Below are 14,654 nucleotides of genomic sequence, written 5' to 3' on the forward strand. Positions count from 1 at the left end.
ACTCTACAAAAACCATGACAACATTAGTTAGAATCAAAGTGTTTATTTAGAGGGGAATGGATAAGAAGATGGATGAAATGGAGAAATATCGCAAAAAAATTAAGGTGATTTCTTTTGATAGAGAACAAAATAGAATGGTGGAAGTTGAAGAAAGTAAAATGACTTTCGCCGATGTTGGCGGAATGGAAGAGATTAAGAAGAAAATTAATATGGATTTTATTATGCCAATTAAAAATCCTGAATACTTTCAAGCGTTTGGTAAGAAAACAGGTGGAAGCTTATTATTTTATGGACCGCCTGGTTGCGGGAAGACATTTTTAGCACGTGCGGTAGCTGGAGAAATTGATGCGAATTTTATTCATTTGGAACTGCAGGCTATACTTTCTATGTGGACGGGTGAGTCTGAGAAAAATTTACATGAGATTTTTGAGGAAGCACGGAGAACAAAGCCATGTATTTTGTTTATTGATGAATTAGATGCATTTGGAGGGAATAGACAAAAAATGGGTTCTCATCATCAGCGGACACTAGTAAATCAATTGCTAGTAGAAATGGATGGAAGTAATTCTTTTAATGAAGGAGTTTATATTATTGGTGCAACAAATACACCATGGTATATTGACCCTGCATTGCGCCGTCCAGGACGCTTTAATTCTCTTGTTTTTGTTGCACCGCCGACTTATGAGGAACGATTAACAATCCTGGATTTGAAAACAAAAGATAAGCCGAAAACAGAATTACAGCTTGACTTGGTCGCAAAGTATGCAGAGCATTTTTCGGGTGCCGATTTAACATATTTAGTTGAGGATGCGATTAATCAAGCGATTCAGCGTTCATTTGAAACAGGGCAATTACAACCTCTTTCAAATGAAGACTTGCTAGAAGCGATGAAAAAACGTCAGCCAACGACTTTAGATTGGTTTTCAACAGCAAAAAATTATGCGACATTTAGCGATGTGAATAAGGATTTTGATAAAGTGCTAGATTATATGAAAGAACACAGATTGAAATAGCAGGTAAGAAGCAGGGGATGAGGGAATGGAAGACAATTTTAGAAGGGTTTATTATTTGCTGAAACTTGGTGATGTTGAGCGTGCCAAAGAAGAAGCGGAACTTATGGTTAGGGAAGATCCAGAAGATGTTTATGGATATCTCAGCTTAAGCTATGTATATTTCTATGGGCTTCATGAAAGTGATATTGCAAGTGAATATATAGAAGAAGCGCTTAAATTAGATCACTTAAATGAATTTGTTCTTTTAGCAGGATTAGATATTTTTACTGCGCAAAGTAATTTTACAAGATTAAGAGAAATAGCGGAAATTGGTATAAGAAACTCCCCTGAAGAGGGACCATATTATTTCTATATGAGCGAAGCTGTCATGCATCTTGAAGGAATGAAGAATGTACTTGTTTACCTAGAAAAGGCGATGGAATTAGACCCTGAAAATGAAACGTATGTAGGTAGGTATGCTTATATCCTTTTGAAACATTTCCCAAAACGAAAAGAAGAGGGATTAAAGGCTGAAAAGCGTGCTTTAGAATTAAATCCAGAAAATATAACGAATCTTTTCTGTTTTGCAAGTATAGCGAAGGAGAAGAGGAATTTTAAAAAAGCAAGAATGCTAGCTGAAACTGCGATGAAACTAGATCCAAATGATGAAGATGTTAGAGGGATTTATAAAGATACAATTGTAACGAAAAATAAATTTTGTGCTTTTACTATGGGATTTTCACAAATTTTAGTACGAGCTTTTTCTAAATTTTGCTCGTTATTTGGATTTGTATATGATCTAAATCGGTATGTGTATACTTTTTTAATCGTATTAAGTTTTATTGGATGGCTTATTCTTCCTATATATGTGATAGGAGGGTATGCAGGTATTATCTATTTTGTTGTTCTTGTGATGTGTCTTGTTTCTTCTATCATTAAAGGGAAGATATATAAAGAAGCTGGACTAAGTATGCCTTCAGATTGGAGAACGAATCTGCGCCAGAATCAATCTATTAGAGATCGAGAAATCTCTAAAATGAAACGTGAAGTTGGGAAAGTAGAGCCTGTAAATGTATCGACACAAAAGCTGTCACCAGAAGAGATTGAGTCGCAATTAGCAAGTTTTTGGGGAAAAGAAGCCATGTTTGAAAAACAACAAGTCGCAGAGGTAGCGCCCACGGTTGCTCGATCACAATTATCGTCTGAAGAGCATAAACAAATTCAATCGTATTCAGATATTAAATCTCCACGGTATAATAAATGGGGAATCTGTCTAGTCATTATTTTCTCTTTTACTCTTATTTATCGCGCTGAAAAATTATACAACCTGTATCAGAGGGAAACCGGAAATACAACGCCACATATCAGCCAAGAAACAAAACAATCGATTGTTGAATATCAGGATAGAGCGCTCGAAGAACAAAAAGAAAAATTCAATAAGTATACGGTGGAATCTATTTTATATTCATTGAAAAGAAGTGATTTTAGTGAGAAATCCCTTCAGCAATTTGTTGAAGAAGGTTATGTTCCAGTTGTGATGGGAAAGGTTGGCCAACCTAGTGTCGAGAAATTAAAAAATGCACATTCAACTAAATTTTATAAAGAAGGAACAATTACATATGTATTATTGCAAGATGAGGAGGGCTCGTTTCTTTTAGAAATCCGAGCAACAAAAATAAGTCACATTTACGGTGAAAGTTGGGATAATAGTGAGCGAGAGATGCAGAGATATCATGAGTTAATTACGAAAATTGATACACAAGGTATTGCAGTAGGAACAAAATAAAATCATATAGGTTACATTGTTTGCTTTTATATAACAAGTAAGGGGGACAAATGTCCTCCTTTTAGTTTTTGCTGAATGTTGAGGAAGGGATATTACTGCCCGTTAATGTGTGATAAATTTAATTAAAAAATAAGAAAGTTTTTTGATTTGTTACATATATTTTAGTGAAAGGCCTTTCACCATTTTATCACCTAGGGGGCAATCATAATGAAGTTTTTGTCTTACCTTACAGTAATTCTGGTGATTCTTGGCGGTTTGAATTGGTTGTTTGTTGCGCTGGATTATAATGTAGTTGAGAAATGGTTTGGTTCTACACCAGCTCTTGTTGATACCATTTATTGGCTTTTTGGTCTTTCTGCTCTTTATCAAATTTATGATCGGTTCTTTACGGACAATTAGCTCTTATAAATTTATGAATGGAGTGTTAAGCGAGATAAAATGCTTAACACTTTTTTGTATGTTTATAAAAGTAAATGCATCTGCAAACGGTTCCATTGCGTCTTGCACCCTAATAAAGCAAAACAAATTGACCGTATATTTTATATAGGTTATAATTCAGAAAGTTTAAAAATTAATAAATATAGAAACAGGGAGGTCATACAGTTGATGGAGAGAGTTTACAATTTTTCGGCAGGACCATCTATACTCCCTTTGCCAGTTTTAGAAAAAGTGCAAAGGGAGCTTTTGAATTATAACCGGACAGGCATGTCTGTTATTGAAATGAGTCACCGGTCTTCAGAGTTTCAAAATATTATAGATGAAGCAAGTAGCTTGCTTCGTGAATTGATGCACATTCCTGAGAATTACGACGTGCTATTTTTACAGGGAGGGGCATCGTTACAGTTTTCAATGGTTCCATTAAATTTAATGAATGAACATAAAAGAGCTGGATATGTCCTTACAGGGTCATGGTCTAAGAAAGCCTTACAGGAGGCTAAGAAAACTGGAGAAGTAGAAGTTATTGCTTCATCGGAAGAAAATCATTTTTCAACGATTCCACATGTTGATGTTTCAATGATTCCGAAAGAACTAGATTATGTACATATAACAACGAATAATACGATTGAAGGAACGAAATATGTTCAATTGCCGAAATTAGAGAATATTCCACTTATTGCTGATATGTCTTCAAATATTTTATCTGAAGAATACGATATAGAGAAATTTGGTTTCATTTATGCAGGAGCACAAAAGAATTTAGGACCAGCAGGACTAACAATTGCAATTATTAGAAAAGACTTAATTGGTAAAGCGGATACTTCTTGTCCGATAATGTTAAACTATGAAACTTACAGTAAAAATAATTCCTTATATAATACACCACCATCCTTTAGTATTTATGTGACGAAGCTAGTATTAGAATGGTTAAAGGAGCAGGGCGGCGTATCCGCGATTGAAGAACAAAATAGAAAAAAAGCAGCTCTTCTATACGATTTCTTAGATGAATCAAAATTATTTACTTCACCGGTTGATCCTGCATATCGTTCGCTTATGAATATTCCATTTACAACACCATCCAATGATTTAAATGAGCAATTTTTACAAAAAGCTAAGACACTAGGGCTTGTTACATTAAAAGGCCATCGTTCAGTCGGTGGCATGCGAGCGAGTATTTATAATGCAATGCCGGTAGAAGGTGTTCAACAATTAGTAGATTACATGAAGGATTTTGAGCTAGAGAATAGATAGGGAGATGGGGAAATGTTTCGCGTTCAAACATTAAATCAGATTGCTGAAAAGGGCTTGCAAATTTTTGGTGGAGAGCGATATGAGGTTGGAGAAGGCTTAGAACATCCAGATGGTATACTACTTCGAAGTTTTTCCTTACATCAAGAAGAATTTTCAAAAGATTTAAAGGCAATTGCAAGAGCAGGAGCTGGTGTAAATAACATTCCTGTAGAACGTTGTACAGAAAGAGGTATCGTTGTTTTTAATACCCCAGGGGCAAATGCGAATGCAGTGAAAGAACTTATTCTTGCCAGTCTTATTATGTCATCACGTAATATTATAAGTGGGGTTGGTTGGACAGCGGGATTAGAAGGTGAAGAAGTTCCGCAGCTTGTAGAAGCAGGAAAAAAACAATTCGTTGGTTCAGAGATAGCGGGAAAACGACTTGGTGTTATTGGACTGGGTGCTATTGGTGCCCTTGTCGCAAATGACGCATTATCTCTTGGTATGGACGTCGTTGGATACGATCCATATATATCTGTTGAAACAGCATGGCGCTTATCAACACATGTACAACGTGCATTTAGTTTAGATGAAATCTTTGCAACATGTGATTATATTACATTGCATATTCCACTGACGGATCAAACGAGAGGGATAATTGGAGAACATGCTATACAAACGATGAAAAAAAGTGTCCGTCTCTTTAACTTCTCAAGAGGAGAACTTGTGGATGAAGTTACGTTAGCAAAAGCTTTAGAAGAAGGGATTATTAATCATTACGTAACTGATTTTCCAAATGAAAATGTAATAAAAATGAGAAATGTAACGGCAACACCCCATCTTGGAGCTTCAACGTATGAATCTGAAGAGAATTGTGCAGTTATGGCTGCTCGTCAATTACGAGACTATTTAGAAACAGGAAATATCCGTAATTCAGTAAATTATCCAAATGTAGAACTTCCTTATGTCGGAAAGAAACGAATTACGATTATGCATCAAAACGTTCCGAATATGGTGGGGCAAATTACAGGATGTTTAGCGGAACATCATATTAATATTGCTGATATGATAAACCGTAGTAAAGGCTCTTTTGCATATACAATGATTGATATCGATAATGGAATTGATGATATAATTAAAGAAAATGTAGTTGAAAACATAAAGAAAATCACAGGTGTAGTAGCTGTTCGAATGATTGTATAAAGGAGAGAGAGATTTGGCGACAATTCGACCATTCAGGGCAATTCGTCCAGTATCTGATAAAGCTGCACAAGTTGCAGCACTGCCGTATGATGTGTTAAATAGTGAAGAAGCAAGAGAAGTTGTAAAGGGAAACTCATATTCCTTTTTGCATATTGATAAAGCTGAAATAGACTTAGATCCGGCTGTTTCACCATATGATAACAGTGTATATGAAAAGGCAAGTGAAAATCTACAACGTTTAATGCAAGAAGAAGTATTGATTCAAGATGAAGAGCCATGTCTTTATATTTATCAATTAACAATGCAAGGGAGAACGCAGTCTGGACTTGTCGTTTGTACATCAATTGATGAGTATACTGATAATACAATTAAAAAGCATGAGCGGACCCGTCATGAAAAAGAACAAGATCGCATTCGTCATGTTGATATATGTAATGCGAATACAGGTCCAATTTTTTCAACATATCGTGCGAAAGAAGACGTAACAAAGTTAATTGCAACGTGGCAAAAAAATCACACGCCAATTTATCAATTTACTGCAGATGACGGTGTGGAGCATGTAATATGGAAAATCGCAGAAATTGATGCGATTTCTGCATTAGTAGAATCATTCGAAGAGATTCCTTCCTTATATATTGCAGATGGACATCATCGATCAGCATCTGCTGTGAAAGTTGGGTTAATGCGTAGGGAACAATATCCGAACTATACAGGAGAAGAAGAATTTAATTTCTTTTTATCTGTTTTATTCCCTCATGATGAACTATCAATTTGGGATTATAATCGTGTTGTGAAAGATTTAAATGGTTTATCACAGGACCAATTTTTACAGCAAATTTCACACTATTTTTATGTAGAAAGAGCTTATGTATCTCCATATAAACCAACTGAACCAAAATCATTTGGCATGTATTTGGATCAGGGGTGGTATAAACTAACTGTGAAAGAAGAAACATTTGATGCCTATGATGTTGTAAAACGTTTAGATGTTTCTATTTTACAAGATCACTTATTGAGTCAAGTATTACAAATTCACGACCCACGTGCAGATAGCCGCATTGATTTTGTTGGTGGTATTCGAGGTTTAGAGGAGCTAGAGCGCCTTGTAAATCGTGGTGATTATAAAGTAGCGTTTGCTTTATATCCTACATCAATGGAAGATTTATTAGCAATTGCTGATGCGGGGGAAGTTATGCCACCAAAGTCCACTTGGTTTGAACCGAAGCTTCGTAGTGGGCTTTTCATACATTCTTTAAATTAAACAAAAAGACATAAGATTAGGAGTAAAGATAGTAAGGATTAAATATCCCTACTATCTTTTTTAAACTATAAGTACAAATTAAAGATACATAGTAATAATTGACGACTTATGAAAATACGCTATACACTATTCTTTCTTCAATTAAGGGATAGGTTCTAAAGTACCGTAGTTGATTGAAATTCCTCTTCCAACCATAAAATAGTATGAACACATTCTATCCATTTTCATCTTCTATAGTGTAGTACCTGTGCTGTATGAATGGATAACAGGTAGTTATCTACAAAAACAACATGATTTTTGTATTGATCTAATGGTTCTAGATGTAATGAAATTTACGGCATTAAGATTGTTAGGAGGAAATGGGAGTGTCAAATGAAATAATGAGTTACATTGACAATCAGATGGTGAAAATTCCAGGGGGAGAAATAGAATTAAGAGACGATAGAATAAAAAGCAAATGGAAAGTTGAAATAAGACCGTTTCTTCTTGCAAGGTATCCTGTAACTATGGATCTATACTATGCTATTACAAATAAGTCATCCAATTCTTTTGACGGAGATCTAAAACCATTTGTTAATATTTCTTGGAATGATGCAATTTCTTTTTGTAATCTACTTTCACAGAAAGCTGGACTGAAAGAGTGTTATTCTATAAGTAATGATGGTGAAAACATTATTTGTAATTGGGAATCTGACGGTTATCGACTTCCTTCAGAAGCAGAGTGGCAATATGCATGTAAAGCAGGGACTACTGGTTATAGATATGGAGAGCTTGATAAGATTGCCTGGTACAATGAAAATTCAGGGGGCAAAATCCATGAAGTAGGAAGAAAGGAACCGAATGCATGGGGTCTATATGATATGTTAGGGAATGTTTGGGAGTGGTGCTTTGATTTATATGATGAACAAGTGTACGGATCCTACCGAATTTTCCGAGGAGGTAGCTGGGCTGAAGAGGCCAGGGGGTGTGGGGCTTCGTGTCGTCGTCGTAGCCATCCGACATTTTACATTGAGGACCTTGGATTCCGTCTTGCTCGGTCTTTTTAGCTCCTACAAACAAGCGGATTTTCGGGTTTTACAGCTTAACGAACGGAGAGCTAGGGTTAAATAAAAAAGCCTGTATCGAAAATTACTTAGTAATCGAAGGTGCAGGCTTTCATTTGTAATATTTGTTAATATTTGTATATATTTAATTTTAAATGCGGGCTTTTTCTTGCAAAAAACACAATTGTTTCTTAATGTAATAGTGTAGAAGGATAAACAAGGAAGGATTTAACGAATATGATACATATTTTATTAGCGGATGATGACGGGCATATTAGAGAATTATTACATTACCACTTACAAAAGGAAGGCTATAAAGTTTTTGAAGCTGAGGATGGAAAGGTAGCGCAATCCATATTAGAAAAAGAAAATATTCACCTGGCCGTTGTCGATATCATGATGCCATTTATTGACGGATATACTTTGTGCGAAGAAATTAGAAAGTATCATGATATACCTGTTATTTTATTAACTGCTAAAGATCAATTGGTGGATAAAGAAAAAGGATTTATTTCAGGAACAGATGATTATATTGTAAAGCCATTCGAACCGGCGGAAGTTATTTTCCGTATGAAAGCTTTACTTCGTCGTTATCAAATGCTGAGTGCGGACGTTATCACGCTTCACGGAACAACGATTGATAGAAAAAGCTTTGAGGTAAAATGTAATGACCAAACGATTTTACTTCCTTTAAAGGAATTTGAATTGTTATCACAACTTGCAGGGTATCCTGGAAGAACGTTTTCAAGAGAAGAGTTGATTGAACTTGTTTGGGGGATGGACTTTGAAGGAGATGAACGGACAGTCGATGTTCATATTAAACGTCTTCGAGATCGTTTTTCAAAACGAACAGATGATTTTCAAATTAAAACGGTACGTGGACTTGGTTATAAGTTGGAGCTGAAATAAGATGAAGTCACTTTATTCTAGATTTGCATTGATTACGATTGGGATTATGCTTCTTAGTAGCATCATTGGTTTTTTATTAACCAATGTTTATTATCAAGTGAAATTAAAACCGTATAATAGTGAAAAGATTTTACGTTACGCTGAGGAAGTAAAACATTTATATGAAAAACAGACTGAGGAAAATAAGGATGAGTATTTACATTCTATTGCGAAATTAGGTTATGAGATTTATGTAGTAGATGATCAAAAACAGGGGAAACGAATTGGAAATGCTTTTCGGACTATAAAGATTAGTGATGCTACCATTGACAAAGTCTTACAAGGGAAAACATACAATGGTGTTTCTACCTATCCAACTCGTCTATTTATAACAGGCTTTTTTGATAATGAATTAATTAATAGCGTAGGGGTTCCGCTGAAACATGGTGATAAGCAATATGCCTTATTTATTCGTCCTGATATTCAGCAACAATTCGGTGAAATGAGGATTTTCTTAGCGGTATTGCTTGGATTTATTGTTGTATTAAGTATCGTTTTTATTGCAATCGCAGCGCGGTATATCGTTCGTCCGATTCGCATATTTACAAAAGCGACGCAAAAAATTGCGAATGGTGAATATGATATTGAATTAGAAGAAGGGCGAAAAGATGAGATTGGAACATTATCTACGAGTTTTAAAAAAATGACAAAAAGTATAAAAGAGTTAGATCAAATGAGACAAGAGTTCGTTTCTAACGTGTCTCATGAATTTCAATCTCCACTTTCCTCGATTCAAGGTTTTTCTAAAACTCTACAGTCAGAAAAGATGACAGAAGATGAAAGAAAACGTTATTTACAAATTATTGAGGGTGAAAGTAAGCGGATGTCTAGTTTATGTAAGCAGTTACTTACGCTTGCTTCTTTAGATAAAGAGGAAAAGGTTCTTCAAATAAAAGAATTTGATGTGCACAAACAAATGAAAGATGTCATTTTTATGTTGGAATGGAAATGGCGTGAAAAAGACATAGCGGTTGAATTTGACGTACCTAGCATAAATGTAAGAGGCGATGAAAATTTACTTCATCAAGTTTGGACAAATATCTTTACAAATAGTATTAAGTTTACAGATAGTGGTGGAACGATTGGATTTGCCGTAGAAGAATTAGAAGCGAGTGTAGTGATTTCAATTTCAGATAGCGGGATTGGTATGGAGCAAGAAGAAGTAGAGCGGATTTTTGATCGGTTTTATAAGGTGGATACAGCGAGGGCTCGTAATGTGGAAGGAAGTGGCTTAGGCTTATCCATTGTGCAAAAAATTGTTGAACTGCACCATGGAGAAATTTCAGTGGAGAGTATAAGAGGGGAAGGTACGACATTTCGAATTGAATTACCGAAATGATGAGAAGGACTGATTTGAAGAGGAAATCTTTAAATCAGTCTTTTTTTATAAGATAAAATGATAAAAATGTTAAAAGAAAATATGTAAATCATTTGAGGTAGATTGTTGGAAGTAGCCATTTGGAAATGGGTACGTCATTTTCGGTTCTGGTGCAAATATATGAAGAAGAACGCGGATAATAGTAGATTCCTAGTGAAATCGTATTTTATGCTATAAGTCCAAACACTTTGTGGATGAACTCTTTTTGATTTTGGGCAGAATGATTCCGTAAATCAATCTGTCCCTTTTTTATACCGATTATGAAAAATGAAAGTGATAATGTAAAGTTGTTATTACAACATGTTTTCCATTTTCAACTTAGTTGTCATTAGAATGTTTTTCTACAAAATCAAGGATCCTGGCATTAACTTCGTTAGAGAACTCACCATTGATTGCGTGAGATGCATTTTTCCAGTTAACTATATCGATATCTTTAACATATTTTTTCCCAGTTTCAACTGCTTTTACTGAATTGTGCATTGTACTTTTTTCAGCCATTAATGCAAGCACTGGAACATTGATATTTTTTAAGTCTTCTTTACTAAATAGATCAGGCGCTGGCGTTTTAAGTTTATAGTTACGCATACCCGACTCGATTAATTTAGCGATAGGCTCATCGTCATTTGTTTCTGCTCCTCCAGATACATAGCTTAACATCTTTTCTCTTATAAACTTAGGTACAATAGGGACGGAAGCTGGAATAGATGCTAGAATCATCTTTATGGGCATTTGCGCAAATACAAAGACTGGGTCCAATAAACTAGCCGTAGCAATATGCTCTGGATTATATCTGGCCAAATTCATTGTTGTCCAACCACCAATGGAGACACCCACGATATGCACTTTTTCTAAACCTAATCCCTCAATTACTTCATTTAACCATTCTGCTTGTTGTTTTTGGTTTTCAATCACCTTCGTTTGCACACTCATTCCAGGTTCACCGAGTAAATCTATCGTGTAAACAGGCCTTTTCTCCCTTAGCCCTTCTAAATTGGGTACCCACATTGGAGTAGATGCACCACGTCCAGGGAGTAAGAGTATTGGTTCCTTATGTTTGTTTTCCTCTTTAGTAAAGTAATAAGCACGAATTGTGCCATATTTAGTTTTTATATCTCTCGTATCGTTAGGCTTTGGAAGAAGTGCCATTGATTCATCGTAGGCAATTTGAAAGTCTTCCTTTCCTTTTTCAGATGTAAAGTGACCAATCTTATTATCATCTTTCTTCATTTTAATTCCTCCTTTCTACAAATATATTGATGAACTTTATCAATATATTCATGGCAATAATCCATTAAAAATTTATCTTCTTTAAGCCAAAACTCTCTTTTAGAAAAAAGAAAAATCTCACGTAAAATTAAACTTATACAAGCTTAGCTTGTTGGGCGTGGGGTGATACCCCTATTACGTAATGATTATTACAATTATGATAGTTGATTAACCACACTTTCTAAAAATTGGTCTACTTTTTCTTTTGATGTATCCGGCGTATGATAACCAATCGTAAATGTAAGTCTTCCATTATAAGAGCTTGCCCCCATTGTAAAGAATGGTGCATACATAATAGGTGATGTCATATACCCGTCCTCAGCTTGAACTTCACCAAACTTAATAGGTTCATCTGCTATCACCCCGAAATTTGTAAGTAACGGCAATGCCATCCCCATCTGTAAAGCCTGTTCGTATTGCTGCTTATACATTTCTTTCACCGCAGATAGCTTTATACCTGCCAGTAGCTCCATTCCTGCTGCTGAAGAAAGACCTGGATTTTGAGATTTTATTTTATCCATTGATTGTTTGACTCGAGCTAGAGTCTGATTAAATGATTCATCATCTTCCATTTTAATCACTGGCATTTCCATACCGGATAAGTTGCAAATAGCACCAGTTGTATGATTAGGAAGATATCGGCGTAAATCAATTGTTAAACCGATCATTTTTTCTGCGGTGCGAGGTTCTGCATACACAGTGAAACGTGATAAAGCTCGGAAGTATGCAGTCATGATTGCATCATTCAAGGTAGCCTGTTGTACTTTTGTCCATTGGATTAGACGTAGAGTTTGCTCATGGCTCAACCGCCGTACCGACATTTTTGGGTATATATTTTTGTTCGGTTGAGATGGAAAAGACCATAACGATGCCTGTTGTTCTTGGTTAGGACGATAGGCACTTTTTACGTCTGGTATTCCAGCATATTTGAAAACAGGTGATTGATCACGAAAACTCTCATTCCCCTCACCAAATTCCTTTATAATTTGATCCTTAGATTTTCCCAGGTAAAGTTGAGTATAAATTGCTCCCAACAAATTAATATATTCCTTGACTCCTGCACCATCTGAACATAGATGGGATAATTTCACCACTAACATATTTGTTGTAGTGCCTCGTAATAATTTTGTTTGAACCATAGACCCCTGAATACGATCTCCAGATTCCTTAATAAAATCTATTGCCATCATTTCAAGTTCTTGATCATTTCCTTCTGCAAAAAGACAAATAGGTGAGTTAGTACCAGATGAATGTTCCTCCCAGTAAGGAATATCACTTTCTACAAAACGGCTGTTCAAAACCGGCTGCAATTGTAACGTTATCCTTACTGATTGTTCAAGTATGTTCTTTGATATACCTACAGGAAAATAAAGAACTGCATTAATTTGTTGATTTGCCGAATAAAGACCTAATATATAATTCATTCGATCTTGAGGTGTTACTGGATACTTTCTTTGTTCCATAATTTTCTCCCCTTTTTAAGACTATTTTTGGTTATAACCCCGTTCTCCATATGGTTGTAACTTTTCTTCAAGAGCTAATAATTCTTCTTTTCTATTTTTCTAGTATGTCAATCATGAAAGCATCTTTGCCGTACTGGTTCCATTCTTTTTGCAGCTCTTTGTTGGTGGTATACCCATTTCTTTATTGTTATTAACATTTCCTATCTCTTATGAATATAAATAAACATAAATTTATTTCGTTTACACATATATAAACATTTTATAATAACGTTTGGATATTGTCAAAAAAACCAAACGAGTGGTTCTGTTGCAAAGTTTGAAAAAAGCATAAACAGGTTGGTAAATGAGGAGCAATGTTTAAGAAGTAGCTAGTAATTGTTGAAGTTCATTGTACGTTGAAAAGGCGGAGTCTCTTTGAAGACTTCGCCTTTGTTTATATAGAGCATGAATGGTTTCAATACCTTTTATCGTACGTGAAGCATGACGAAGATTTTGAAATCCTGCGGATTTAGCAAAACGTCTCTTTACATGCCTATGATCCTGTTCAATAAGATTGTTTAAATGCTTGATTGTACAATGGATTGTAGTTTGATAAAATCCTTGTTTTCTTAATTTGTTAAATGCGCAAAGTAATGCCGGTGTTTTGTCTGTAGTGAGAACAGTTGGTTCTCCAAAATGTTTTACTAATCTTTTCATGAAGGCATAGGCAACTTTTTAAAAGTGTTCATTATCTAGGGGACAGCTAAACAGGAGGGCAAATAAAGTGAATTTGTAATGTAAGTAGAAGATTGCGTTTTTTACTCATGCTTCTTTATATATTGAAGAATAAAATTAATATATCAATAAATTGAAAGGAGCAAATAGGATGAATATATTATTATCCGCAAAAAATGTTACAAAAATTTACAATAAGAATCAATTGCCTGGACTGAATAAAGTATCTTTTGATATTGAATCAGGTGAATTTATTGGTATTATGGGTGCTTCAGGATCTGGAAAGACAACTTTATTAAATATACTATCAACTATTGATACACCGACAGATGGAGATGTTTTGATAAATGGTGTCAATATTAAAACACTTAATGTTAACAAAACTGCGGATTTTAGGAAGGATCATTTAGGCTTTATTTTTCAAGAGTATTTTTTACTTGATAGTTTAACGGTGCAGGAAAATGTTGCTGTGCCACTTACTCTGTTAAACAAATCTCCAAACGAAATCGAATCGACTATAGAAAGTTTAGCAAAGCGTTTTGGCATATTCGAACAATTATCAAAGTACCCTAGTCAACTTTCTGGAGGACAAAAGCAGAGGGTTGCGGCAGCAAGAGCCATTGCGAAACAGCCAAGTATATTATTTGCAGATGAACCAACCGGCGCGTTAGATTCAAACTCTGCAACAGAGCTGCTTCAAAAGTTAAGAGAGGCTAATGAGGATCTTCATACAACAATTTTGATGGTAACCCATGACGCTTATGCAGCAAGTTTTTCAAGTAGAATCTTAATATTCAAGGATGGGAATATTTTGAAAGAATTAAAAAGAAACGAAAAGGGTAGAAAAGAATTTTTTGAAGAGATATTAAAGGAAATCTCAAAAATTGATGAAAATCGATATAACTAAGAGTGTGAAAGGAAGGCATGAC

Annotated in this window: 12 protein-coding genes and 2 pseudogenes; 10 read left to right on the forward strand and 4 right to left on the reverse strand. The window is 35.1% G+C overall.

The genetic code is table 11. The features are described from left to right. Positions 1 to 68: 68 nt before the first annotated feature. The 9 genes from BPMYX0001_RS13870 (at position 69) to BPMYX0001_RS13910 (ending at position 10,243) form a co-directional block, all read left to right on the forward strand. Entirely contained in the window at positions 69 to 1,013 is a 945-nt protein-coding gene (locus tag BPMYX0001_RS13870; protein WP_033796253.1) for an ATP-binding protein, read from the forward strand. 25 nt (positions 1,014 to 1,038) lie between these two features. After that, positions 1,039 to 2,778: a tetratricopeptide repeat protein gene (locus BPMYX0001_RS13875; protein ID WP_006095436.1), complete on the forward strand. Its 1,740-nt coding sequence runs from the start codon at positions 1,039 to 1,041 to the stop codon at positions 2,776 to 2,778. Between the two features lie 207 nt (positions 2,779 to 2,985). Then, complete coding sequence (locus tag BPMYX0001_RS13880) at positions 2,986 to 3,177, forward strand: DUF378 domain-containing protein (protein ID WP_016115354.1); 192 nt, start codon at positions 2,986 to 2,988, stop codon at positions 3,175 to 3,177. Between the two features lie 207 nt (positions 3,178 to 3,384). Beyond that, entirely contained in the window at positions 3,385 to 4,467 is a 1,083-nt protein-coding gene (gene serC, locus BPMYX0001_RS13885; protein ID WP_033799002.1) for a 3-phosphoserine/phosphohydroxythreonine transaminase, read from the forward strand. Positions 4,468 to 4,479: 12 nt separating this feature from the next. Further along, positions 4,480 to 5,652 (forward strand): phosphoglycerate dehydrogenase, encoded by a 1,173-nt coding sequence (locus BPMYX0001_RS13890; protein WP_006095438.1) that lies wholly within the window; start codon positions 4,480 to 4,482, stop codon positions 5,650 to 5,652. 13 nt (positions 5,653 to 5,665) lie between these two features. Next, positions 5,666 to 6,913, forward strand: a complete 1,248-nt coding sequence (locus tag BPMYX0001_RS13895) for a DUF1015 domain-containing protein (RefSeq protein ID WP_006095439.1) — start codon at positions 5,666 to 5,668, stop codon at positions 6,911 to 6,913. A gap of 359 nt (positions 6,914 to 7,272) precedes the next feature. Further along, positions 7,273 to 7,959: a formylglycine-generating enzyme family protein gene (locus tag BPMYX0001_RS13900; protein WP_006095440.1), complete on the forward strand. Its 687-nt coding sequence runs from the start codon at positions 7,273 to 7,275 to the stop codon at positions 7,957 to 7,959. A 234-nt stretch (positions 7,960 to 8,193) separates the two neighbouring features. Continuing rightward, complete coding sequence (locus tag BPMYX0001_RS13905; protein ID WP_003198595.1) at positions 8,194 to 8,865, forward strand: response regulator transcription factor; 672 nt, start codon at positions 8,194 to 8,196, stop codon at positions 8,863 to 8,865. Position 8,866: 1 nt separating this feature from the next. Then, on the forward strand, positions 8,867 to 10,243 hold the full coding sequence (locus BPMYX0001_RS13910; RefSeq protein ID WP_006095441.1) for a sensor histidine kinase: 1,377 nt from the start codon (positions 8,867 to 8,869) through the stop codon (positions 10,241 to 10,243). Between the two features lie 205 nt (positions 10,244 to 10,448). On the opposite strand, the pseudogene BPMYX0001_RS32680 reads toward BPMYX0001_RS13910, so the two are convergent. The 4 genes and pseudogenes from BPMYX0001_RS32680 to BPMYX0001_RS13925 all read right to left on the reverse strand — a co-directional run. Further along, positions 10,449 to 10,535 (reverse strand): annotated as a pseudogene (locus BPMYX0001_RS32680) (IS6 family transposase); the annotation flags it as partial. 65 nt (positions 10,536 to 10,600) lie between these two features. Beyond that, on the reverse strand, positions 10,601 to 11,509 hold the full coding sequence (locus BPMYX0001_RS13915) for an alpha/beta fold hydrolase (protein WP_006095442.1): 909 nt from the start codon (positions 11,507 to 11,509) through the stop codon (positions 10,601 to 10,603). A gap of 194 nt (positions 11,510 to 11,703) precedes the next feature. Further along, positions 11,704 to 13,011: a condensation domain-containing protein gene (locus tag BPMYX0001_RS13920; protein ID WP_006095443.1), complete on the reverse strand. Its 1,308-nt coding sequence runs from the start codon at positions 13,009 to 13,011 to the stop codon at positions 11,704 to 11,706. Positions 13,012 to 13,368: 357 nt separating this feature from the next. Then, a pseudogene (locus BPMYX0001_RS13925) lies at positions 13,369 to 13,725 on the reverse strand (DDE-type integrase/transposase/recombinase); the annotation flags it as partial. A 151-nt stretch (positions 13,726 to 13,876) separates the two neighbouring features. On the opposite strand from BPMYX0001_RS13925, the gene BPMYX0001_RS13930 reads away from it, so the two are divergent. Next, the gene (locus BPMYX0001_RS13930) at positions 13,877 to 14,632 is read left to right on the forward strand and encodes an ABC transporter ATP-binding protein (RefSeq protein ID WP_006095445.1); all 756 of its coding nucleotides are present in this window, start codon (positions 13,877 to 13,879) and stop codon (positions 14,630 to 14,632) included. The last annotated feature ends 22 nt before the right edge of the window (positions 14,633 to 14,654 follow it).

Source organism: Bacillus pseudomycoides DSM 12442, assembly GCF_000161455.1.
GTDB classification, from domain to species: Bacteria; Bacillota; Bacilli; order Bacillales; family Bacillaceae_G; genus Bacillus_A; species Bacillus_A pseudomycoides.

What these genes read in the sequence shown, in the direction of transcription:
- BPMYX0001_RS13870 (WP_033796253.1), top strand. Translation starts at nt 69, where the DNA reads ATGGATGAAATGGAGAAATATCGCAAAAAAATTAAGGTGATTTCTTTT.
- BPMYX0001_RS13875 (WP_006095436.1), top strand. Translation starts at nt 1,039, where the DNA reads ATGGAAGACAATTTTAGAAGGGTTTATTATTTGCTGAAACTTGGTGAT.
- BPMYX0001_RS13880 (WP_016115354.1), top strand. Translation starts at nt 2,986, where the DNA reads ATGAAGTTTTTGTCTTACCTTACAGTAATTCTGGTGATTCTTGGCGGT.
- serC (WP_033799002.1), top strand. Translation starts at nt 3,385, where the DNA reads ATGGAGAGAGTTTACAATTTTTCGGCAGGACCATCTATACTCCCTTTG.
- BPMYX0001_RS13890 (WP_006095438.1), top strand. Translation starts at nt 4,480, where the DNA reads ATGTTTCGCGTTCAAACATTAAATCAGATTGCTGAAAAGGGCTTGCAA.
- BPMYX0001_RS13900 (WP_006095440.1), top strand. Translation starts at nt 7,273, where the DNA reads ATGGGAGTGTCAAATGAAATAATGAGTTACATTGACAATCAGATGGTG.
- BPMYX0001_RS13905 (WP_003198595.1), top strand. Translation starts at nt 8,194, where the DNA reads ATGATACATATTTTATTAGCGGATGATGACGGGCATATTAGAGAATTA.
- BPMYX0001_RS13910 (WP_006095441.1), top strand. Translation starts at nt 8,867, where the DNA reads ATGAAGTCACTTTATTCTAGATTTGCATTGATTACGATTGGGATTATG.
- BPMYX0001_RS13915 (WP_006095442.1), bottom strand. Translation starts at nt 11,509, where the DNA reads ATGAAGAAAGATGATAATAAGATTGGTCACTTTACATCTGAAAAAGGA.
- BPMYX0001_RS13920 (WP_006095443.1), bottom strand. Translation starts at nt 13,011, where the DNA reads ATGGAACAAAGAAAGTATCCAGTAACACCTCAAGATCGAATGAATTAT.
- BPMYX0001_RS13930 (WP_006095445.1), top strand. Translation starts at nt 13,877, where the DNA reads ATGAATATATTATTATCCGCAAAAAATGTTACAAAAATTTACAATAAG.